The sequence below is a fragment of the Demequina sp. NBRC 110054 genome (genome assembly GCF_002090115.1).
Taxonomy (GTDB): Bacteria; Actinomycetota; Actinomycetes; order Actinomycetales; family Demequinaceae; genus Demequina.
Map to the genome: position 1 here is coordinate 1792924 of NZ_BBRK01000004.1, position 19753 is coordinate 1812676.

At 69.9% G+C, this 19753-nt stretch carries 14 protein-coding genes and 1 tRNA gene; 10 read left to right on the forward strand and 5 right to left on the reverse strand.

Annotation, left to right across the window (positions count from 1 at the left end; genetic code table 11):
* Nucleotides 1-42: 42 nt before the first annotated feature.
* From B7K23_RS08260 to B7K23_RS08270, 3 genes are read left to right on the forward strand one after another with little or no spacing between them, the layout of a single operon-like run.
* Nucleotides 43-399, forward strand: a complete 357-nt coding sequence (locus B7K23_RS08260) for a GntR family transcriptional regulator (protein ID WP_084125859.1) — start codon at nucleotides 43-45, stop codon at nucleotides 397-399.
* Nucleotides 396-1283 (forward strand): ABC transporter ATP-binding protein, encoded by an 888-nt coding sequence (locus B7K23_RS08265; RefSeq protein ID WP_084125860.1) that lies wholly within the window; start codon nucleotides 396-398, stop codon nucleotides 1281-1283. The genes B7K23_RS08260 and B7K23_RS08265 overlap by 4 nt, the downstream gene beginning before the upstream one ends.
* Nucleotides 1280-2059: a hypothetical protein gene (locus B7K23_RS08270; RefSeq protein WP_084125861.1), complete on the forward strand. Its 780-nt coding sequence runs from the start codon at nucleotides 1280-1282 to the stop codon at nucleotides 2057-2059. Before B7K23_RS08265 ends, B7K23_RS08270 begins: the two co-directional genes overlap by 4 nt.
* 84 nt (nucleotides 2060-2143) lie before the next feature.
* Here B7K23_RS08270 and B7K23_RS08275 read toward each other — a convergent pair whose 3' ends face one another.
* From B7K23_RS08275 to B7K23_RS08290, 4 genes are all read right to left on the reverse strand, one after another.
* On the reverse strand, nucleotides 2144-3253 hold the full coding sequence (locus B7K23_RS08275) for an NADH:flavin oxidoreductase/NADH oxidase (RefSeq protein WP_084125862.1): 1110 nt from the start codon (nucleotides 3251-3253) through the stop codon (nucleotides 2144-2146).
* Between the two features lie 70 nt (nucleotides 3254-3323).
* Nucleotides 3324-3929, reverse strand: a complete 606-nt coding sequence (locus tag B7K23_RS08280) for a TetR/AcrR family transcriptional regulator (protein ID WP_084125863.1) — start codon at nucleotides 3927-3929, stop codon at nucleotides 3324-3326.
* A gap of 86 nt (nucleotides 3930-4015) precedes the next feature.
* Complete coding sequence (pntB, locus tag B7K23_RS08285) at nucleotides 4016-5419, reverse strand: Re/Si-specific NAD(P)(+) transhydrogenase subunit beta (RefSeq protein ID WP_084125864.1); 1404 nt, start codon at nucleotides 5417-5419, stop codon at nucleotides 4016-4018.
* Nucleotides 5419-6981 carry a Re/Si-specific NAD(P)(+) transhydrogenase subunit alpha gene (locus tag B7K23_RS08290; RefSeq protein ID WP_084125865.1) on the reverse strand — a complete coding sequence of 521 codons (1563 nt, stop codon included), beginning with the start codon at nucleotides 6979-6981 and terminating at the stop codon, nucleotides 5419-5421. Before B7K23_RS08290 ends, pntB begins: the two co-directional genes overlap by 1 nt.
* A 440-nt stretch (nucleotides 6982-7421) precedes the next feature.
* Between B7K23_RS08290 and B7K23_RS08295 the strand changes: the two genes are divergently transcribed.
* Nucleotides 7422-11414, forward strand: a complete 3993-nt coding sequence (locus tag B7K23_RS08295) for a hypothetical protein (RefSeq protein WP_084125866.1) — start codon at nucleotides 7422-7424, stop codon at nucleotides 11412-11414.
* A 42-nt stretch (nucleotides 11415-11456) separates the two neighbouring features.
* On the opposite strand, the gene B7K23_RS08300 is transcribed toward B7K23_RS08295, so the two are convergent.
* Nucleotides 11457-11530: transfer RNA gene (locus tag B7K23_RS08300), tRNA-Arg, on the reverse strand.
* 191 nt (nucleotides 11531-11721) lie between these two features.
* Between B7K23_RS08300 and B7K23_RS08305 the strand changes: the two genes are divergently transcribed.
* The 6 genes from B7K23_RS08305 (at nucleotide 11722) to B7K23_RS08330 (ending at nucleotide 19750) form a co-directional block, all read left to right on the forward strand.
* Entirely contained in the window at nucleotides 11722-13239 is a 1518-nt protein-coding gene (locus B7K23_RS08305; protein ID WP_143338160.1) for a methyl-accepting chemotaxis protein, read from the forward strand.
* A 244-nt stretch (nucleotides 13240-13483) separates the two neighbouring features.
* Complete coding sequence (locus B7K23_RS08310) at nucleotides 13484-14482, forward strand: ABC transporter substrate-binding protein (RefSeq protein WP_084125868.1); 999 nt, start codon at nucleotides 13484-13486, stop codon at nucleotides 14480-14482.
* Nucleotides 14483-14578: 96 nt separating this feature from the next.
* Complete coding sequence (locus B7K23_RS08315) at nucleotides 14579-16114, forward strand: sugar ABC transporter ATP-binding protein (RefSeq protein WP_084125869.1); 1536 nt, start codon at nucleotides 14579-14581, stop codon at nucleotides 16112-16114.
* Nucleotides 16111-17163, forward strand: coding sequence for an ABC transporter permease (locus B7K23_RS08320; protein WP_084125870.1), 1053 nt, complete (start codon nucleotides 16111-16113; stop codon nucleotides 17161-17163). Before B7K23_RS08315 ends, B7K23_RS08320 begins: the two co-directional genes overlap by 4 nt.
* The gene (locus tag B7K23_RS08325; RefSeq protein WP_084125871.1) at nucleotides 17160-18182 is read left to right on the forward strand and encodes a hypothetical protein; all 1023 of its coding nucleotides are present in this window, start codon (nucleotides 17160-17162) and stop codon (nucleotides 18180-18182) included. The genes B7K23_RS08320 and B7K23_RS08325 overlap by 4 nt, the downstream gene beginning before the upstream one ends.
* A gap of 47 nt (nucleotides 18183-18229) precedes the next feature.
* The gene (locus B7K23_RS08330; RefSeq protein WP_084125872.1) at nucleotides 18230-19750 is read left to right on the forward strand and encodes a sugar ABC transporter ATP-binding protein; all 1521 of its coding nucleotides are present in this window, start codon (nucleotides 18230-18232) and stop codon (nucleotides 19748-19750) included.
* The last annotated feature ends 3 nt before the right edge of the window (nucleotides 19751-19753 follow it).

Sequence of the window (19753 nt, forward strand, 5' to 3'; positions counted from 1 at the left end):
ACATGGTTAGTTAGTTGAGTAACTAACCAATGTGGAGGGTCAATGGACGACGGAAGGCCGCTGTTCCTTCAGATCGCCGAGGCGCTCGAGTCGGCGATCCTCGACGGCTCGATGCCGGAGGGCTCCCAGGTGCCCTCGATCAACGAGCTGGCGACCTTCCACCGGATCAACCCGGCGACCGCGCTGAAGGGCGTGAACCGCCTGGTCGACGCGGAGATCCTGCACAAGAGAAGGGGAGTGGGCATGTTCGTCACCGAGGGGGCCAGGGCACGACTGCTCGCGGCGCGACGCGGCGACTTCGTGACCTTGCACGTGGCGCCGCTGGCCGCCCGTGCGAAGGCGCTCGGGATCGACGCGGCGGAGCTTGCCGACATGCTCAAGGAGGAGATGGAGCGATGACGCACACACTCGAGGCGACGGGCCTCACCAAGCGATTCGGGGACGTCACGGCGCTCGGCGATGTGAGCTTCCGGCTCGACGAGCCCGGGATCCACGGCCTGCTGGGCAGGAACGGCGCGGGCAAGACGACCCTGATGAACCTGCTCACGGGACAGGACTTCCCGACCGAGGGCCGCGTCCGGCTGCACGGGCACGACCCCGCCGTCGGTGCCCAGGGCTTCGGCCGCGTCGCGTTCATCAAGGAGTCGCAGGCCTATCCCGAGGGGTTCAAGGGTCGCCACGTCCTCAAGGCCGCGGCCGCGGTGTACTCCCGATGGGACGACGACTACGCGTCGCGCCTTGTCGAGGAGTTCCAGGCCCCGCTCGATCGCTACATGAAGAAGCTCTCGCGAGGACAGCGATCCGCGGTCGGTGCGATCGTCGCGCTCGCGTCGCGCGCCGACGTCACCCTGCTCGACGAGCCCTATGCGGGCCTCGACGCGGTCGCGCGGCAGATGCTCTACGACCGCCTGATCGAGGACTTCGCCGCGCACCCGCGGGTGATCCTCATGTCGACGCACCTCATCGACGAGGCGGCCGATCTCTTCGAGCGCGTGCTCGTGCTCGACAAGGGGGCGCTCCTCATCGACGATGACGCCGATTCCCTCCGTGGCACGGCGGTGCGGATCGTCGGCGCCGTCGAATCCGTCGAGCGCGTCGCCGCGGGTCGCGACGTGCTGCACAGGGAGACGCTCGGCGGCACCGCCGCGCTCACCCTGGACGGCGTGGACGAGGCCTTCCGCGCCGACGCCCTTGCCGCGGGCCTCGAGCTCGCGCCCGTGTCCCTTCAGCAGCTCATCGTGCGCCGCACCGGTGCGCCCACCTCTCAGGAGATGTCGCTATGACCACCATCGACGCCACCGGCGCGCCGCTCGCCGACCGTTCGATCGCCTCGCTGGGCCACCGCCTCGGCGCCGTCCTGCGGATCCACCTCGCGGGCCCGTTCCTCACCCTGATCCAGCCGTGGATCGTGACCGCGGTGATCTTCGCCGTCAACCTCGCCGTGTACGGGATGATCGCCTACGCGGCAGGCGGGGTCTCGGCGATCGACGACGACGCCTTCAAGCACGGAGGCTCGGTGAGCTGGGTCTTCGTCTTCATGATCGTGGTCGCGGTCCAGGCGATGCACTTCACGTTCCGGTTCGCCCTGGGACTCTCGATCGACCGCCGCGACTACTACCTGGGCACCATCGGGTTCTTCGGACTGCTGTCGCTCGTGTACTCGCTCGGACTGACCCTGCTGGTCGTGCTCGAGAGGCTCACCGGAGGCTGGTGGCTCAATGCCGCGTTCTTCGCGCCGATCCCGCTCGACTCCGCGCCGCTGACGACGGTCGCGTACGTGTTCGTGGTCGGGTTCCTGCTCGCCTTCGGTGCGGGCGCGTTCTCTGCATCAGTGTGGGTCCGCTGGGGTGCGCGAGGGCTCTACTGGTACTTCGGCATCCTCGCCTTCGGCGTCGTCGCGTTCCTGTGGAGCGTCACCGCCGCCGAGGCGTGGCCCGACGTGTGGTCCTTCCTCGCGGACACGTCCCTCGCGGGGCTCGCGACCTGGGCGCTGCCGGTCGTGGCGCTGTGCGTCGCGGGCGGGTGGGCCCTGCTGCGAAGGGCGCCGCTCCGGTCCTAGGCCCAGGCGTCGCCGTCGGCGGCATCGGGGCGATCCCGGGTCGTCGGCGAGACGCCGCAGACCCGGGCCGTCGACCCTCCGGCCTCAGCCCTCGAGGTCGGAGGGCACGCGACGCGCGGCGAACGTGCCGCGCAGGAACTGCCGCGGCCAGTAGCCGATCTCGACACCCAGCTCGTGCGCTGCGCGCAGCGGGAAGTGCGGGTCGCGGAGGAACTCGCGTCCCGCGAACACGGCGGACGCCTTCCCCTCGGAGATGATGCTGTCCGCCTGCTTCGCGTCCACGATCTCGCCGACGGCGCCCGTGATGATCCCCGCGCGGTCGTAGACCGCGGCGGCGTGAGGCACCTGGTAGCCGGGGCCGGTGGGGATCTGTGCCCCGGGGACGAGCCCGCCGGTCGAGACGTCGATCATGTCGACGCCCGCCTCGCGCAGCCACGTCGCGACGGTCACGGTGTCCTCGAGGGTCCAGCCCTCCGGCTCCATCCAGTCGGTCGCGGACATGCGGACCAGGACCGGGACGTCGGGACCCGCGATCGCGCGCACCTCCTTGGCGATGTCGAGCAGGAGGCGCGAGCGGTTCACGATCGAGCCGCCGTACTCGTCCTCGCGGTCGTTCGACAGCGGCGAGAGGAACTGGTGGATCAGGTAGCCGTGCGCCGCGTGGATCTCCAGCACGTCGAAGCCCGCGGCGAGCGCCCGTGCGGCCGACTGGCCGAACGCGTAGACGATGTCGTTGATCTCGTCGGAGGACAGCCCGTTGGGCTCGCGGTAGCCCGGGTAGGCGATCGGCGACGGCGCGACGGTGGTCCACCCGCCGTCCTCCTTCGGGACGCTGCCGTTGCCGTCCCACGGGCGCATCGTCGACGCCTTGCGACCCGCGTGCGCGAGCTGGATGCCGGCCTTCGCGCCCTGGGAGTGGATGAAGTCCACGATCCGGGTCCACGACGCCTGCTGCTCATCGCACCACAGGCCCGGGCACCACGGCGTGATGCGTCCCTCGGGAACCACTCCGGTCGCCTCGGCCATCACCAGGCCGGCCCCGCCCTGCGCGTACGAGCCGAGCTCGACGAGGTGCCAGTCGGTCGGCACGCCGTCCTGCGCGTCGCACGAGTACTGGCACATCGGGCTGACCCACAGGCGGTTGCGGAACTCGACTGTGCGGATCGTCAGGGGGGAGAACAGCGTGGAGGTCATGCGCACATCCTGTCGTACATCGCTCGATTTGCGAACAGTCGCGCGCCGATGAGGTGGAAGGGGCGGCCCCTCAGTCCTTCGAGTCCGCGAGCGCGAACCAGTAGCGAGGCGTCGCCTCGATCAGGAAATCCGAGGCCGCGTCGCGATCGCGAGGCTCGGGCGACATCAGCCACGCGCGCAGCGCGCCGACCAGTCCGTGGCTCGTGAAGGCGACCTCCATCTCGAGTCTCAGCCGCTCCTCCGGGTCGTTGACGCGGTGCGGGGCGCTCCTCTCGGCGAACTCGAGCAGGGAGCCCTCGATGTGGCGCGCGAGCATCGCCGACATCGCGGTGCCGCGGTTGGCCTTGGTGGGTGCGAGCGCCATGCGGTAGACGTCCTGGTGCTCCTCGACGTGCGCGAGCAGCGCCGACTCGGAGTTGCGCCATTCGGTCAGGAGGTCACCCTCGACGAAGCTGCCGAGGAAGTTCGCGCGGACCGTGTCCAGTCCGGCGGAGAGCACGCGTCCCAGGAGCTCCTCGGGGGACTCCGCGTGGTTGTAGAAGGTGGCGCGCGAGACATGGGCCGCGCGCGCGATCTCACTCACGGAGAGGTCCTCGATGGGACGCTCGGCGGCGAGCTGGAGCACTGCGGTCTCGAGCGCCGCGGCACTGCGGGCGAAGCGAGGGTCGACGGTCATATTTGACACCCTAGCGCTATCTGTCGCGTGTATGGCAGAGGCCCCCCGCCCGATGTGGACAGGAGGCCTCTGCGAACTGGTTCGCCTCAGGCGTGCGCGCCCTCGTTCGACCGCACCTCGGTGAGGATCTCCTCGACCTTCGCCTTGGCGTCGCCGAAGAGCATCGCCGAGTTCTCGCGGAAGAACAGCGGGTTCTGCACTCCGGCGTACCCGGTGGCCATGGAGCGCTTGAAGACGATGCACTGCTTCGCCTTCCACACCTCCAAGACGGGCATGCCGGCGAGCGGCGAGCCCGGGTCCTCGAGCGCCGAGGGGTTCACCACGTCGTTGGCGCCGATGACGAGGACCACGTCCGTCTCGGGGAAGTCGTCGTTGATCTCGTCCATCTCCAGGACGATGTCGTAGGGCACCTTGGCCTCGGCCAGCAGCACGTTCATGTGGCCGGGCAGGCGACCCGCGACCGGGTGGACGCCGAAGCGGACCTCGATGCCGTGCGCGCGCAGGTTCGACACGAGGTCGGCGACCGGGTACTGCGCCTTCGCGACGGCCATGCCGTAGCCGGGCACGATCACGACGGACTTCGCCTCGGTGAGCATCTCCGCGACGTCGGCCGCCTGGACCTCGGTGTGCTCGCCCTGCTCGACATCGGTCGACGAGCTCGCCTCGGTGCCGAAGCCTCCGAGGATCACGGAGATGAACGCGCGGTTCATCGCCTTGCACATGAGGTAGGAGAGGATCGCACCGGACGAGCCGACGAGCGCGCCCGTGACGATGAGCAGGTCGTTGCTCAGCATGAGGCCGGCCGCTGCCGCCGCCCATCCCGAGTACGAGTTGAGCATCGACACGACGACGGGCATGTCGCCGCCGCCGATCGCGGCCACCAGGTGGAAGCCGAGCAGCAGCGCGATCACGGTCATGAGTAGCACAGGGACGATGCTTCCTGTCGCCATGTAGACGAACATCAGGACCAGGCTGACGACGATCGCGCCGAGGTTCAGCCAGTTGCGTCCGGGCAGCGTCAGGGGGCTGGACTTCATCTTCGCGGACAGCTTGAGGTACGCGACGATCGAGCCGGTGAGAGTCACCGCACCGATGAAGATGCCGAGGAACACCTCGATCTGGTGGACCGCGTCGGCGTGGGTCTCGGTGAGGTGGGAGTTGAAGCCCACGAGCACCGCGGCCGCTCCCACGAAGCTGTGCAGCATCGCGATGAGCTCGGGCATCTGGGTCATCTCGACCGTACGCGCCCGCCAGGTGCCGATCGCCGCGCCGATCGCGAAGACCATGGCGATGAGGAGCGCCGCCTGGAGGGGGCGGTCCGAGGTGTCGAGCGAGAGGATGATCGTCGCGGCGAGGGCGAGCCCCATGCCGACCATGCCGAGCATGTTGCCGCGACGGGCCGTCTCCTGCTTGGACAGGCCCGCGAGAGACAGGACGAAGAGGACGGCGGCGACGAGGTACGTGGCCTGGGCGAGCGAGGTGAGCGTCATCACGCGTCCTTCCTGAACATGCCGAGCATTCGGTAGGTCACGAGGAAGCCACCGAAGATGTTGATGCTCGCGACGGCTGCGGCGATGAACGACAGCGTGGCCACGAGGGGGTCGGCCGAGCCGATCTGGAGCAGCGCGCCTACCAGGATGATCCCGGAGATCGCGTTGGTCTGCGCCATCAGCGGGGTGTGCAGCGAGTGCTTGACGTTGCTGATGACATAGAAGCCGACGATCACCGCGAGCGCGAACACCGTGAGGTGCTGGACCGTCGCGGAGTCGGCGAACGAGAGGAGCAGGAGCGACGCGACGGCGCCGAGGCCGTAGCGCATGTTGCGTCGCTTGGCCTTCGCCTCGGCCTCGGCCGCGGCGACGCGCGCCTGCTCGGCCAGTTCCTCCTCGGTGGGGCCGGCGGGGACCGCGGGCGTGGGCGCCGCGGCGGACACGGACACGGCGGGCGGCGGCCACATGACCTCGCCCTGGTGCGCGACGGTCATGCCGCGCTGGACGACGTCGTCGAGATCCAGGACCATCGCGCCGTCCTTGGCCGGCGTGAGCAGGGCCATGAGGTGCACGATGTTGGTGCCGAACAGCGTGGACGTGTGGCGGGGCATGCGGCTCGTGAGGTCGCTGTAGCCGACCACCACTACGCCGTTGTCCGTCGTGATCGTCTTGCCAGGCACGGTGAGCTCGCAGTTGCCTCCGCCCGAGGCGGCGAGGTCCACGACCACGGAGCCGGGCTTCATCGACGCGACCATCTCGGCGGTGATGGTCGTCGGCGCCGAGCCGCGCACGAGCGCGGTCGTGATCACGACGTCGGCGTTCGCCGCCTCCTTCGCGTAGACGTCCATCGCGGCGGCCTGCTGCTCCTCGGTGAGGGGCTTCGCGTAGCCGTCCGCGCTGATCTCCTGCTGCGCCTCGGGCGCGACGACGAACTCGCCGCCCATCGAGCCGATCTGCTCGGCGACCTCGGGTCGCACGTCGAAGGCGCGCACCTGGGCGCCGAGCGAGCTGGCGGCACCGATCGCCGCGAGTCCGGCTACTCCCGCGCCGATGACGAACACGGTCGCGGGGCGTGTCTTGCCCGCCGCCGTGACCTGGCCGGTGAACATGCCGCCGTAGGCCTCGGCCGCCTCGATCACGGCGCGGTAGCCGGCGACGTTGGACATCGTCGAGAGCACGTCGATCGACTGCGCGCGAGAGATGCGCGGCACCGCGTCGAGCGCGAGCGCGGTCACGCCCTTCTTCGCGAGCGCGGCGAGAAGCTTCTCATTGGACTGCGGCGCCATCGTCGCGACGAGCGTCGCGCCCTCACGGAGCTGCTTGATCTGCGTGGCCGTCGGCGCGTTCACGCACGTGACGATGTCCGCCGCCCATGCGTCGGCCGCGGCGACGAGCGTCGCCCCTGCCTCCACGTACTGCTCGTCAGGGAAGGACGCGCCCTTGCCTGCGCCCTCCTGCACGAGCACCTCGTAGCCGAGCTTGATCAGCTGCGCGACCGAGGCGGGACTGGCCGCGACCAGCCTCTCGCCGCGGCGGGTCTCTGCCGGGACCCCTATCTTCATCGTCGATCCTTGTCCGCCGCCGCGTGACCGACCGCCGATGGCGCGGCGAGGGTCCGGGGCGACCAGTGCGTCGGCCGACCGCCCGCGTGGAGCGGGGGCCGGATGAGTTCCGTCGGTCGCACTCTAGCCAACCATGCACCGGGGGTACGTGGTACCTAGTACCCGGCTCTGGCAGAACCTGCCGCGCACGGTGTCCTCGGCCGGCGCCGGATCGCCGCTCAGGTCCACCGCGGTGCCCGTTTCCGTCCGTCCCTGTGGAGTCCAGTGAGTTCTCGAACCGGTTTTCCTCACGCGCGAGGAACCCCGGTCGATGAGGAGGTTGCTCCCGCGTGGCCGGAGCGGTTGCGTGGGGCACCGGAGCCTCCGGCGCCGGTCCCGAGCGAGCAGCCGTCCTGACAGAACCGTGTGCCATGCCCTGTGGCCGCTGAGGGAGCCGAGCGATGATCGAGCCACGTCGACTGCGTGCGCCTGCGGGCGTCCTGCTCGCCGCCACGATGCTCGGCATGACCGCGCTCCTCGCGGAGGCCGCGGGGTCTGGCGATCTGCTCCTGGACGAGACCTTCGCGGACGGCGTGGTGCACAACCCGCACGCGATCGGGCTCGGGATCGCGTGCCTCACGGCGGCGACCACGGCCCCTTCCTCGGGCGACTCGAACCTCGGCGTGTGCGCCTCGAGCGTGGGTGCGCCGGCGAGCGCGGAAGGCGACGGGTACCTGCAGCTCACGGACGCGCAGGGCAGCCAGGTCGGCTCCGTCGTCTACGACCATGCCTTGCCGTCGTCGGCGGGCCTCGAGGTGGAGTTCGATCAGTATCAGTACGGAGGCAACGGGGCCGACGGCATCGGCTTCTTCCTGTCGGACGGCTCGTATCTGCTCGAGCAGACCGGCGCGACCGGTGGCGCGCTGGGATACGCCCAGCAGACATGGGGCGGCGTCGACGGGGTGGTCGGCGGCTATCTCGGCGTCGGGCTCGACGCCTTCGGCAACTTCGCGGTCGACGGCGACTGGGAGGGCCGGGGCAACGGCTGCGCGACCCCGTCGCCGTACGGCTTCGTGCCCAACGCGGTCACGCTGCGCGGCCCGGGCTCGGGCCAGGACGGCTACTGCGTGCTGACCTCGACCGCGGCGGACGGCGATGGAGACGGGACCTTCACGTCGACCTTGCCGGGAAACCTGCGCGGCAGCACCCTCGCCGACGCGGTGCGCAACGTGCGCGTCTCGGTCACGCCGGAAGTCCACCCCACGGTGACCGTCGAGATCGACTTCGACGGCGGTCGCGACTCGTACGTCACCGTGCTGTCGCACACGATGGCCGACGAGGCCCCCGAGACCTACAAGTTCGGATTCTCGTCCTCGACGGGCGGCTACAACGACGTGCACCTCGTCAGGAATGTCGTGATCGCGACGGTCGATTCTCTGGGGGAGCTCGACCTCGTCGCACAGATCGACAACTCGACCGCGCAGCCGGACGCCTATGGGGAGGGCGAGGTCGTCCCGCTGAAGTTCCTCGTCACGAACACCGGCGTCGACGAGATGACCGACGTCGCCGTGACGGCCCCCGGGGTCGACGGCCTCGTATGCGACGCCACGACGCTCGGCGCCGCGGGCACCCCGACGGCCTCCACCCGGTGCACCGGCACGGTGACGATCACCGATGACGATGTGAAGAGTCCCCGGCTCGTCGTCCACGCGACAGCGACGGGCGTCAACTCGCTGAGCGAGACGCTCACCGACACCGACGATGTCACGATCGACCTGGTGCAGGTGCCCGCCATGGCGGTCGACGGCACCGCGACCCTCGCGACGGACGTCGACGGGGACGGCGTCGCGGAGCCTGGCGACGCCGTGACCTACTCATACCTGGTGACCAACACCGGCGACGTCACCCTCACGGAGGTGGCGCTCGCGGGCTCGCTCGGCGGCGCGGTCGCCTGCACCCCGACGGTCCTCGCGCCTGGGGAGTCGGTGACGTGCACCGCCGCAGACCCGTACACCGTGACGGAGGACGATGCGGCGGCAGGGGCCTTCGACGACGTGGTCACGGGCTCGGCGACCGCGCCCGTCGGCGTCGCCGCGCTCGCGGACGTCGTGGCGACGACGTGGACGACCGCCGAGGGATACGCGGCGCTCGCGGTCGACGTCAGCGCCGCGATCGTGGACGACGACGGAGACGGCAAGGCGAACCCCGGCGAGGAGGTCGAGTTCACCTACACCGTGGGCAACCTCGGCGATGTGTCGCTGAGCGACCTGTCGGTCGGCTCGGGCCTGGGGCTGTCGCTCGCGTGCGCTGCGACGAACCTCCCCGCGCCCCCCGGTCCCGGCGACGTCGTGGTCTGCACCGCGATCCATCCGGTCACCGTGGACGACGCCGTCGCGGGCGCCGTCGACGAGTCCGCGACCGCGGACGCCTCTGCGCCCGGCATGGTCGCCGACCCGGCGCAGGCGACGGATGCCACGTCGGTGGAGTCCGTCTCGGTCCCGGGGATCGTGATCGCGGTCGCGGCGGATCTCGACGATGCGAGCGGCGACGGCATGGCGAATCCCGGCGAGGAGATCACGTACAGGTCCACCGTGACGAACACCGGCGACGTGACGCTCGCGAGCGTCGTCGTTGCCAGTGCGCACGGGCTCGCGGTGACGTGCGAGGCGACCACGTTGGAACCGGGTGGCGTCACGGCGTGCACGAGCGAGGCGTACACGGTGGCGGTGTCGGACGCCGTCGCCGGCAGCGTCGACGAGACCGCGACGGCAGACGGCGCTGCGCCGGCGGGGATCCCGGACCCCGCGCAGGCGTCGGATAGCGCGGCTACCGCCGTGGTCTCCGTGCCCGCCATGTCCGTCGTGGGCTCGGCGGTGCTGACCGACGACGCCGACGGCGACGCGATGGTGTCGCCCGGCGACTCCCTGGCGTACTCGTACCTGGTGACCAACACCGGGGACGTCACGCTCTCCGACGTCGCCATCGCCGGCTCGCTCGGTGGCGATGTGACGTGCGAGCCGTCGGTGCTCGCACCGGGCGAGTCGGTGACCTGCGTCGCGGCCGGTCCCTACGTGGTCACCGAGGACGATGCGGCGGCGGGAGAGGTGAACGACGCGGTCACCGGCTCCGCGACCACCCCTGACGGGATCCCCCCGCTCGCGGATGTGGCTGCGGCGACCGCTACCGAGGCCGACGGCACCGCCGCGCTCGCGATCGCCGTCGCGGCGCAGCTCGAGGACGTGAACGGCGACGGCAAGGCCAACGCCGGCGAGACGATCGCGTACGCGTACACCGTGACGAACAGCGGGGCGGTGACCGTCTCGGGCATCGTCGCCGCGGGTGAGCTCGGAGGAGCGCTCGCGTGTCCCTCGGCGTCGCTGGTCCCAGGCGCCGCGCAGGTCTGCACCGCCGAGGATGCGTACTCGGTGACCCTTGAGGATGCTGCCCACGGCATCGTCCAGGAGACGGCGACCGCCGACGCGACCGCCCCCGGTGCGGTGGAGGACCCCGCACGGGCGACCGGCGGCGCCGCCACGGTCGCGGTGCTGCTCGCGGACCTCGACATCGTCGGAGCGGCGGTGCTCGCTCTTGACGTCAACGGCGACGGCCGTCCCGGTCCGCGGGACCTCCTGACGTACGTGTACTCGGTCTCGAACCCGGGTGAGGCGGCGCTCACGGAGATCGCGCTCGAGGGTTCGCGTGGAGGCGAGGTGGCCTGCCTGTCCCACGCGCTCGCGCCGGGCGAGTCGACGGTCTGCGTCGCCGTCGAGCGGTACGCGGTGACCCAGGACGATGCCGTCGCCGGGCAGATCATCGACGAGATCAGCGGTCTCGCGGAGGTGCCCGCGGGGGTGGCCGCAATCGGACCCGTTCCCGTGGCCACGGTGGTCGACGTCCACGCGAAGGTCTCGATCGCGGTCGTGTCGCGTCCCCGTCTCCTCGACCTCAACGGAGACGGCGTGGCCAACCTAGGAGAGCAGGTCACGTTCTCCTACGTCGTCACGAACACGAGCGACGTCACGCTGTTCGGGGTCGGCGTCGATGGTTCCCTCGGCGGCGAGGTCTCATGCGGCTCTACGACTCTCTTCCCTGGTGAGTCGACCGTGTGCGTCGCGGCCGTGCCGTACACCGTGAGCTCCGCCGACATCCTGGCGGGCAGGATCGAGCACGCGGTCGTGGGAAGCGGGGCGGCCCCTGGCGCCCTCGGCGAGGCCCTCGCGGAGGCCGTCGAGCTCCAGGCGACGCTTGCAGAGATCGAGGCCGACGACGAGCCCGAGCCCCCGGACGGAGATGGCTCGACCACCGGCGACACGACGACCGCCGACGACGCGACCTCGCTCGCGGTCACGGGGGCGGGGGCCGCTTGGCTTGCGTGGATGGCCGCGGCGACCGCGGCGATGGGCGTCGGATTGGTCCTCTTCGTGCGCGAGCGCGTCCGCCGACGCATCGTCTGAGCTCGCGCTGCCCGCCACGCGGGTCAGAGGCCTGGCAGAGGGTGCCCCCGGCAGGATTCGAACCTGCGACCTGCGGATTAGAAGTCCGATGCTCTATCCAGCTGAGCTACGAGGGCCTGGCGCTGATCGCGCATGTACAAGGGTAGCCGTGCCGAGCACAGCGCAGATTCGTTCACGTAAGCCAAAACATCGGGACCATCGTCCCGTCCCATTGCGAGGTGCCCGGCCGACTGGGGGAGCGACCACGGACGGTCGCCACGCGGAAAAAGGGGCCGCGGGCCGCCGGGTCGAGAGGAGCCTCACGCCCATGCTCAGCTTCCGGGGACAGATGATCCTTGGCGCCGCGGTCACGGCCGCGATCGCCGCCGCGTGCGCCATCTCCGCGCTCGTCGCGCTCGGCTCGGTCGACTCCGCCCCTGCATGGGCGCCGCCGACGATCGTGGCGCTCGGCTCGGCCGCGGTGCTCATGTCGATCGGCTGGGTCGCGTGGCTCGGCGTGCAGCTTGGCGCGCCGTGGGAGGAGCTCGCGGGGCTGCTCGGCGCTGCGGCGGACGGCGACCTCAGTGGACGCGCCGCGGCATCCGCCCGGGGCCCCCTCGCACCTCTCGCGCGTGACTACGACCGCATGGCCGACAGTGTCGGCGCGAGCCTCGACACGATCGGCGACGACGTGCTCGCCCTGTCGGCGGCGATGGAGGAGCTCTCCGCCGCGACCAGGGAGATCTCCACCGGCGTGGCCGAGTCGTCGTCCGAGGCGACCTCGGTCGCCGCAGCGGCAGAACAGGTGTCGACGAGCTCGCAGACCGTCGCGACAGCGACCGAGGAGATGACCGCGTCGATCCGAGAGATCGCGTCGAGCACGAATGCAGGCGCGGCCGTTGCGGCGCAGGCGGTCGAGGCCGTGGAGACGGCGAGCAGCACCGTCGCGCAGCTCGGGGATTCGTCAGCACAGATCGGCGACGTCGTGAAGCTCATCACGCAGATCGCGGAGCAGACGAACCTGCTCGCCCTCAACGCCACGATCGAGGCCGCTCGCGCTGGCGAGGCGGGCAAGGGCTTCGCCGTGGTCGCTTCCGAGGTGAAGGACCTCGCGCAGGCCACCGCGAGGGCGACAGGGGAGATCGGCGACCGCATCGAGGCGATCCAGTCCGGCGTGGGAGCCGCGGCCTCGGCCATCGGCCGCATCACCGGCGTGATCGAGGAGGTCAGCGAGAGCCAGGGCGCGGTCGCCACCGCGCTCGAGGAGCAGACCTCCGTCACCGAGGAGATGAGCCGCTCCATCACGGAGGCCGCCGCCGGCGCGGAGGCCATCGCGGAGTCGATCCACCGCATCGCCCAGGCGTCGGCGTTGTCGAGCGAGGCGGTGTCCGACACGACCGCGGCGCAGGGTGACGCGGCGCGGATGACCGATCACCTCACGGCGCTGCTCGCGCGATTCACGAGCGCGGAGTCGAACGCGGCGGAGACGTCGACCGAGCGTCAGATCACGCGGGCGATCGGCGCGCACGGCCTGTGGAAGAAGCGAGTCCGTGAGGCGATCTCGGCGGGCCGCCACAGCGAGGACCTGACGAAGGTCGGTCGCGACGACGCGTGCGCCTTCGGCCGCTGGCTCGCGACCGATGGCAGCCGCGACTCGAACGGGTTCCACGAGACGAGCCGGGCGCAGCACGCGACCTTCCACCGGGAGGCGGCGGCCGTGCTCCGCATGCTGGACTCGGGACGCCGCGCCGAGGCGGCCGCCGCGCTCGAGCCCGGGGGTGCGCTCGCCGAGGCGTCCCGACTGCTCACCGCGACGATGCTGCAGTGGCGGCGTCAGGTGGCCTGACGCGGGTGCGACCGAACCGGGTGCGCGGGTAGCGACTCCCCAATTGTGAACACTCACATTTCGGGACCTTGGAGCCATTGAAGGATCTTTCCCACAGTGGGACTTTATTCAATCGTGACCTTCCTCGGGTTGAGAACATCAGAATTGTGAGCGCTAATATGCAGTAAGCGGCGTCATAGGGGACGCCGTGAGGCAATGCGCTCTACCCGGCAAAGGAGCCGGACAGAACGAGGAGGTTCTGACTATGAGGAAGCGTTTTCTGTCAACACTTGCACTGGCGGGGGTCGCCGCATTCGCGCTGACCGCCTGCTCAAGCGATGGAGGGGAGACCGAGTCGTCGGAGATGGCTGCCGGCGACACCGCTGGCGACGTCGTCACCGTCGGATTCGCACAGACCGGATCGGAGAGCGGCTGGCGTTCGGCGAACACCGAGTCCATGAAGGCGGCGTTCTCCGAGGAGAACGGGTTCGAGCTCGTGTTCAACGCCGCCGACAACGACACGGCGGCGCAGATCCAGGCGGTGCGTTCGTTCATCAACCAGGGCGTCGACGCGATCGTGATCGCGCCGATCGTCGAGGACGGCTGGGACGATGTGCTCCAGGAGGCCGCGGACGCGAACATCCCGGTGATCCTCGAGGACCGCACGGTCTCGGCGTCGGATGACCTGTATGCCGCGTGGGTCGGTCTGGACTTCGAGCTCGAGGGCGTCAAGGCGGGCGAGTGGGCCGCCGCGGAGTACGGCGACACCGAGACCAAGATGGTGGTGCTCGAGGGCACGACCGGATCGGCCCCGGCCAACGACCGCGCCACGGGCTTCGACTCGGCGATCGAGGGCACGATGATCGAGAAGATCGACTCGCAGACCGGCGACTTCACCCGAGACGGCGGCAAGACCGTGATGGAGGGCTTCCTCCAGAAGTACGGGGTCGACGGCATCGACCTGGTCTACGCGCACAACGACGACATGGCGCTCGGCGCGATCGAGGCCATCGAGGCTGCGGGCGCGGTCCCCGGCGAGGACATCAAGATCATCTCGATCGACGCGGTCCACGACGGCATGCAGGCGCTCGTGGACGGCAAGATCAACTACATCGTCGAGTGCAACCCGCTGCTCGGCGACCTCGCGGCCGGTCTCGTCACGGACGTGCTCGCCGGCAACGACGTCGAGAAGACCGTCTACGTCGAGGACCAGGCGTTCGACCAGGCGGCGGCCGAGGCCGCGCTGCCCGATCGCGCGTACTGATCCAGCACACAGTCAGGATCCACGGAGCCCTGTCGGGGGTCGGCGCAGGCCGGCCCCCGACCGGGCAGCCCCCTCGACCAGAAAGCTGCACACGACATGACAGCGGACAACGTCGTCCCCCCCATCGTCGAGATGACGGGGATCACCATCCGATTCCCCGGCGTCCTCGCGCTCGACCGCGTCGACTTCGCGCTGCGCCCCGGTGAGGTGCACTCGCTCATGGGCGAGAACGGCGCGGGCAAGTCGACCCTCATCAAGGCACTCACCGGCGTGTATGCGATCGACGCGGGATCGATCGTCGTCGCGGGGGAGCGCCAGACCTTCTCGTCCGCGGCCGACGCGCAGGCCGCCGGCATCTCCACGGTGTACCAGGAGGTCAATCTCTGCACGAACCTCACCGTCGGCGAGAACGTGATGCTCGGCCACGAGCTCCGCCGCGGCAGCGCGATCGACTGGAAGGCCACGCACCGCGCCGCGACCGCGCACCTCGAGGGGCTCGGGCTCGCGGTCGACCCGCGCACGATGCTCTCGAGCCACTCGATCGCGATCCAGCAGCTGGTCGCCATCAGCCGTGCGATGGTCCTCGACGCGAAGGTGCTGATCCTCGACGAGCCGACCTCGAGCCTCGACCGCGGAGAGGTCGACCAGCTCTTCGGCGTGATCCGCGACCTGCGTGACAAGGGCGTGGCGATCCTCTTCGTTTCCCACTTCCTCGACCAGGTCTACGAGATCTCAGACCGCATCACGGTACTGCGCAACGGCGCGCTCGTGGGCGAGTACCCGGTGGCCGAGCTGCCCAGGGATCTCCTCGTCACCAAGATGATCGGGCGCGAGCTCGACGACCTCGCCGCGATCGCGACCTCGTCGCATCGCGTGATCGATCGCTCGGGCACCCCGGTGGTCCGCGCCGAGGCGCTCGGCAAGCGAGGTGTGCTCGAACCCGCCGACCTCGAGGTCTACGAGGGTGAGGTCGTCGGCATCGCGGGGCTCCTCGGCTCGGGGCGCACCGAGCTCGTGAGGCTGCTCTACGGTGCCGACCGCCCGGACTCGGGCGCGATCCAGGTCCACGGCGAGCACGCGAAGGTGCACCAGCCGCGGCACGCGATCGAGAAGCGCATCTCGTTCTCGTCCGAGAACAGGCGCGAGGAGGGAGTCGTCGCCGACCTCACGGTCGCCGAGAACATCGTCCTGGGGATGCAGGCAAGGCTCGGATGGCTGCGCAAGGTGCCGAAGAAGGACCAGGACGCGGTCGTCCAGGAGTACATCGAGGCGCTCGGGGTGCGCCCCGCGAACCCGAACGCGCTCGTCGGCAACCTCTCGGGGGGCAACCAGCAGAAGGTGCTCCTCGCCCGCTGGCTCGCCACGGCGCCCGAGCTGCTCGTCCTCGACGAGCCCACGCGCGGCATCGACGTGGGCGCGAAGGCTGACATCCAGCGGAAGGTCGCCGAGCTCTCGGCTCAGGGACTCTCCGTCATCTTCATCTCCTCGGAGCTCGAGGAGGTGCTTCGATTGGCGCAAAGGGTGGTGGTCCTGCGGGATCGACGGAAGATCGGAGAGCTCGACTCGTCTGCGACCGATCTCGACGGGCTGATCGACTACATCGCCAACGCTGGCGAAGGGAGCGCGGCATGAACGCGATCATGAAGAGCAGGCTCGTGTGGCCCGCATCGGCGCTGATCCTGCTGATCCTGGTCAACACGATCGCCCGGCCTCAGTTCATCAAGGTCACGGTCCGCGACGGGGAGCTCTACGGCGCGCTGATCGACATCCTGCGCAACTCCGCGCCGCTCATGCTCGTGGCGCTCGGAATGACGATTGTCATCGCCACGCGAGGCATCGACCTCTCGGTCGGGGCCATCATGGCGGTGTCCGGCGCGGTGGCCCTCACCATCATCGATGGATCGGGCGACCCGGGGAACCTGGCGACCGTGCTGATAGCGGTCGTGGTGGCGCTGCTTGTCTCGCTCGTCCTCGGCGCCTGGAACGGACTGCTCGTCTCGGTGCTCGGCATCCAACCGATCATCGCGACGCTCGTGCTCATGCTCGCCGGCAGGGGAGTCGCGCTGCTCATCACGGGGGGCTTCATCACCACCGTGAACTCGGAGCCGTTCTCCTTCATCGCGACGGGCTACCTGGTCGCGCTGCCCTTCGCGTTCCTGATCTCCGTGGCCGCGATCGCGGTCGTCGCGCTGATCGAGCGCCGCACCGCGCTCGGGGTGCTCACGGAGTCCGTGGGCATCAACCCCGAGGCCAGCCGGCTCGCGGGCGTGCGGTCCCGCGGGATCATCTGGAGTGCCTACGCGGTCAGCGGCGTCCTCGCGGGGCTCGCGGGCATCGTCTACGCCTCGAACATCCGCGCGGCCGACGCGAACGCCGCGGGTCTCTTCATCGAGCTGTACGCGATCCTCGCGGTGGTCCTCGGCGGCACGTCTCTCAACGGCGGCAAGTTCTCCCTCGCGGGCACCGTGATCGGCGTGCTGATCATCCAGACGCTCGAGTCGACGATCCTCTTCCTCGGAGTCCCGTCGGCGCAGAGCCCGGTGTTCTTCGCGATCGTGGTCGTGGTCGTCGTCGTGGCGCAGTCGTCGCGGCTCAGGAGCGACCTCGCCAGGCTGTTCAGACGTTCCGGGGCCGCAGCGGTCCCGGACCAGGACCGTGAGAAGGCGGAGGTGGCGTCATGACCGCGACCATCGAACGCCCTGCGCTGACCCAGGAGAAGCCGTCGATGCTCAAGACCTTCCTCAGCCGCAACGGCAGCATGATGCCGACCTTCGCGGCGATCCTCATCCTGATCCTGCTGTTCGTGGGCGCCGAGGCGTTCCTGCGGGGCGACTTCATCACCCCGCGCAACATCTCGGCGCTCCTCCTCGACAACGCGTACCTGCTGGTGCTCGCTGTCGGCATGACGTTCGTCATCCTCACCGGAGGGATCGACCTGTCCGTCGGCTCGGTGATGGCTTTCACCGGCATCCTCGGCGCGAGGATGCTCGCCGAAGGTTCGCCCGTGATGGTCGCGGTGCCCGCGATGCTGCTCGGCGGCGCCGCGATCGGCCTGCTGATCGGCATCCTCGTCCAGTACTTCGGGGTGCAGCCGTTCATCGCGTCGCTCGCGGGGCTGTTCCTCGGCCGCGGCCTCGCGTACATCGTGAGCCTGTCGTCGATCAAGGTCGAGGAGCCCGCGATCCTGTGGCTCCAGTCGACCAGGATGAGCGTCGCCGGCTGGTACATCACCCCGACGGGGATCATCGCGCTCACGACGGTCGCGATCGCGGCGTTCGTGCTGCACCTCACGCGCTTCGGCCGCACGATCTACGCGGTCGGAGGCAACGAGCAGTCCGCGCGCCTCATGGGCCTCAAGGTCGGGCGGGTGAAGATCGCGGCCTACACGATCTCGGGGCTGTGCGCCGGGCTCGCGGGCCTGATCCTCACCGCCTACTCGGGCGCGGGCTACCCCCGCAACGGCATCGGCACGGAGCTGGACGCCATTGCGGCGGTCGTCATCGGCGGCACGCTACTCACCGGCGGCAGGGGCTACGTGCTCGGGTCGATGGTCGGCGTGTTCGTGTACGGCACCATCAAGACGATCATCTCCTTCATGGGCGCCGAGCAGTCCTGGATGCAGATCATCGTCGGCGCGCTGCTGCTGCTGTTCATCGTCATCCAGCGCGCGATCGTCGCCCGCTCGGACGGCCGACGATAGGGCGTCGGTTGCACGGAGTTCCTGGTCCGCACCCCGATAATGGGGATGTGGACCAGGAACGTCCCCTTCTCGAGCTCCGAGGCGCGACGGTGCGCTTCGGAGCCGACGTCGTGCTCGACGAGGTTGACCTGACGCTGCGTCCCGGCGAGGTCCACTCGCTCATGGGGGAGAACGGCGCGGGGAAGTCGACGCTCATCAAGGCGATCACGGGCGTCATCCCGATGGATGCAGGGCAGCTGCGCGTCGAGGGTCGGCCGGTGCGGTTCTCGAGCCCCGCCGAGGCGCAGCGCGCGGGCATCAGCACCGTGTACCAGGAGATCGACCTCCTGCCGAACCTCTCGATCGCGGAGAACATCGGGCTCGGGCGCGAGCGCCGCCGCGCGGGCATGCTCGACAGACGCGAGCTGGCCCGGCGTGCCAGGGAGGTGCTGGGCGACCTCGGCCTCGACATCGATCCCGGGCTGATCCTCGGCGCGCAGCCCGTGTCGGTCCAGCAGCTCGTCGCGATCGCGCGTGCGATCTCGGCCGACGTCAAGGTGCTCGTGCTCGACGAGCCGACCTCGAGCCTCGACCTCGACGAGGTCGGGGAGCTGTTCAGGGTGATCCGCGAGCTCAAGTCCCGGGGCGTCGCGATCCTGTTCGTGTCGCACTTCCTCGATCAGGTCTACGAGATCTGCGACCGGATCACGGTGCTTCGCGACGGCATCCACGTCGGCGAGTACCGCACCGATCAGCTGCTTCGCGTCGACCTCGTCCAGAAGATGCTGGGGCAGGAGGGTGCGTCGCTGCGTGAGCGCGATCCCGCGCCGGCGGCGAAGCCGCCCGGGGACACGGTGCTGAGCGCTCGCGGTCTCACGGTCGGTCGCGGCGTCGAGGCGGCCGATGTCGAGCTCGGCGCGGGCGAGGTGCTGGGCGTGGCAGGGCTCAGGGGGTCGGGCAGGACGCTCCTGGCGCGAGCGCTGACGGGAGTCACGCGGATCGACGCAGGAGTGATCCGCATCGAGCAGACCGAGGAGACCCTCGACTCGCCTCGTCGCGCGATGCAGCTCGGGGTGGTCTACGCATCCGAGGACCGCCGCCGCGACGGGATCGTCGCCGAGATGTCGGTGCTCGACAACATCACGCTCGGGCTCCAGGCCGAGCGGGGCAGCTTCCGGCGGATCTCCCCCGAGCGTCGCCGCGAGCTCGCCGCGAGCTGGATCGACGCCCTGGGGATCAGGCCGCCCGACCTCGACCGTCCCGCCGGCACCCTCTCGGGAGGCAACCAGCAGAAGGTGCTGCTCGCGCGCCTGCTCGCGCTCGCGCCGAGAGTCCTCGTGCTCGACGAGCCGACGCGCGGCATCGACGTCGGCTCCAAGGTCGAGGTCCAGCACCTCGTGCGCAGCATGGCCGACAACGGGGTGTCCGTGATGTTCATCTCCGCAGAGCTCGAGGAGGTGCTCAACGTGGGCGACCGCGTTGCCGTCATCCGTGACGGTCGCATCGTCGAGACGGTCGACGCCGGGGCGACGACGATCGACGGGCTGCTCGCGCTCGTCGCGCGGCCGGACGACGAGACGGAGGCGTGACCC

Bases quoted from the DNA above. Each gene is read 5' to 3' on its own strand.
- B7K23_RS08260 (WP_084125859.1), top strand. From the start codon at position 43: ATGGACGACGGAAGGCCGCTGTTCCTTCAGATCGCCGAGGCGCTCGAG.
- B7K23_RS08265 (WP_084125860.1), top strand. From the start codon at position 396: ATGACGCACACACTCGAGGCGACGGGCCTCACCAAGCGATTCGGGGAC.
- B7K23_RS08320 (WP_084125870.1), top strand. From the start codon at position 16,111: ATGAACGCGATCATGAAGAGCAGGCTCGTGTGGCCCGCATCGGCGCTG.
- B7K23_RS08310 (WP_084125868.1), top strand. From the start codon at position 13,484: ATGAGGAAGCGTTTTCTGTCAACACTTGCACTGGCGGGGGTCGCCGCA.
- pntB (WP_084125864.1), bottom strand. From the start codon at position 5,419: ATGACGCTCACCTCGCTCGCCCAGGCCACGTACCTCGTCGCCGCCGTC.
- B7K23_RS08270 (WP_084125861.1), top strand. From the start codon at position 1,280: ATGACCACCATCGACGCCACCGGCGCGCCGCTCGCCGACCGTTCGATC.
- B7K23_RS08275 (WP_084125862.1), bottom strand. From the start codon at position 3,253: ATGACCTCCACGCTGTTCTCCCCCCTGACGATCCGCACAGTCGAGTTC.
- B7K23_RS08305 (WP_143338160.1), top strand. From the start codon at position 11,722: ATGCTCAGCTTCCGGGGACAGATGATCCTTGGCGCCGCGGTCACGGCC.
- B7K23_RS08325 (WP_084125871.1), top strand. From the start codon at position 17,160: ATGACCGCGACCATCGAACGCCCTGCGCTGACCCAGGAGAAGCCGTCG.
- B7K23_RS08295 (WP_084125866.1), top strand. From the start codon at position 7,422: ATGATCGAGCCACGTCGACTGCGTGCGCCTGCGGGCGTCCTGCTCGCC.
- B7K23_RS08280 (WP_084125863.1), bottom strand. From the start codon at position 3,929: ATGACCGTCGACCCTCGCTTCGCCCGCAGTGCCGCGGCGCTCGAGACC.
- B7K23_RS08315 (WP_084125869.1), top strand. From the start codon at position 14,579: ATGACAGCGGACAACGTCGTCCCCCCCATCGTCGAGATGACGGGGATC.
- B7K23_RS08290 (WP_084125865.1), bottom strand. From the start codon at position 6,981: ATGAAGATAGGGGTCCCGGCAGAGACCCGCCGCGGCGAGAGGCTGGTC.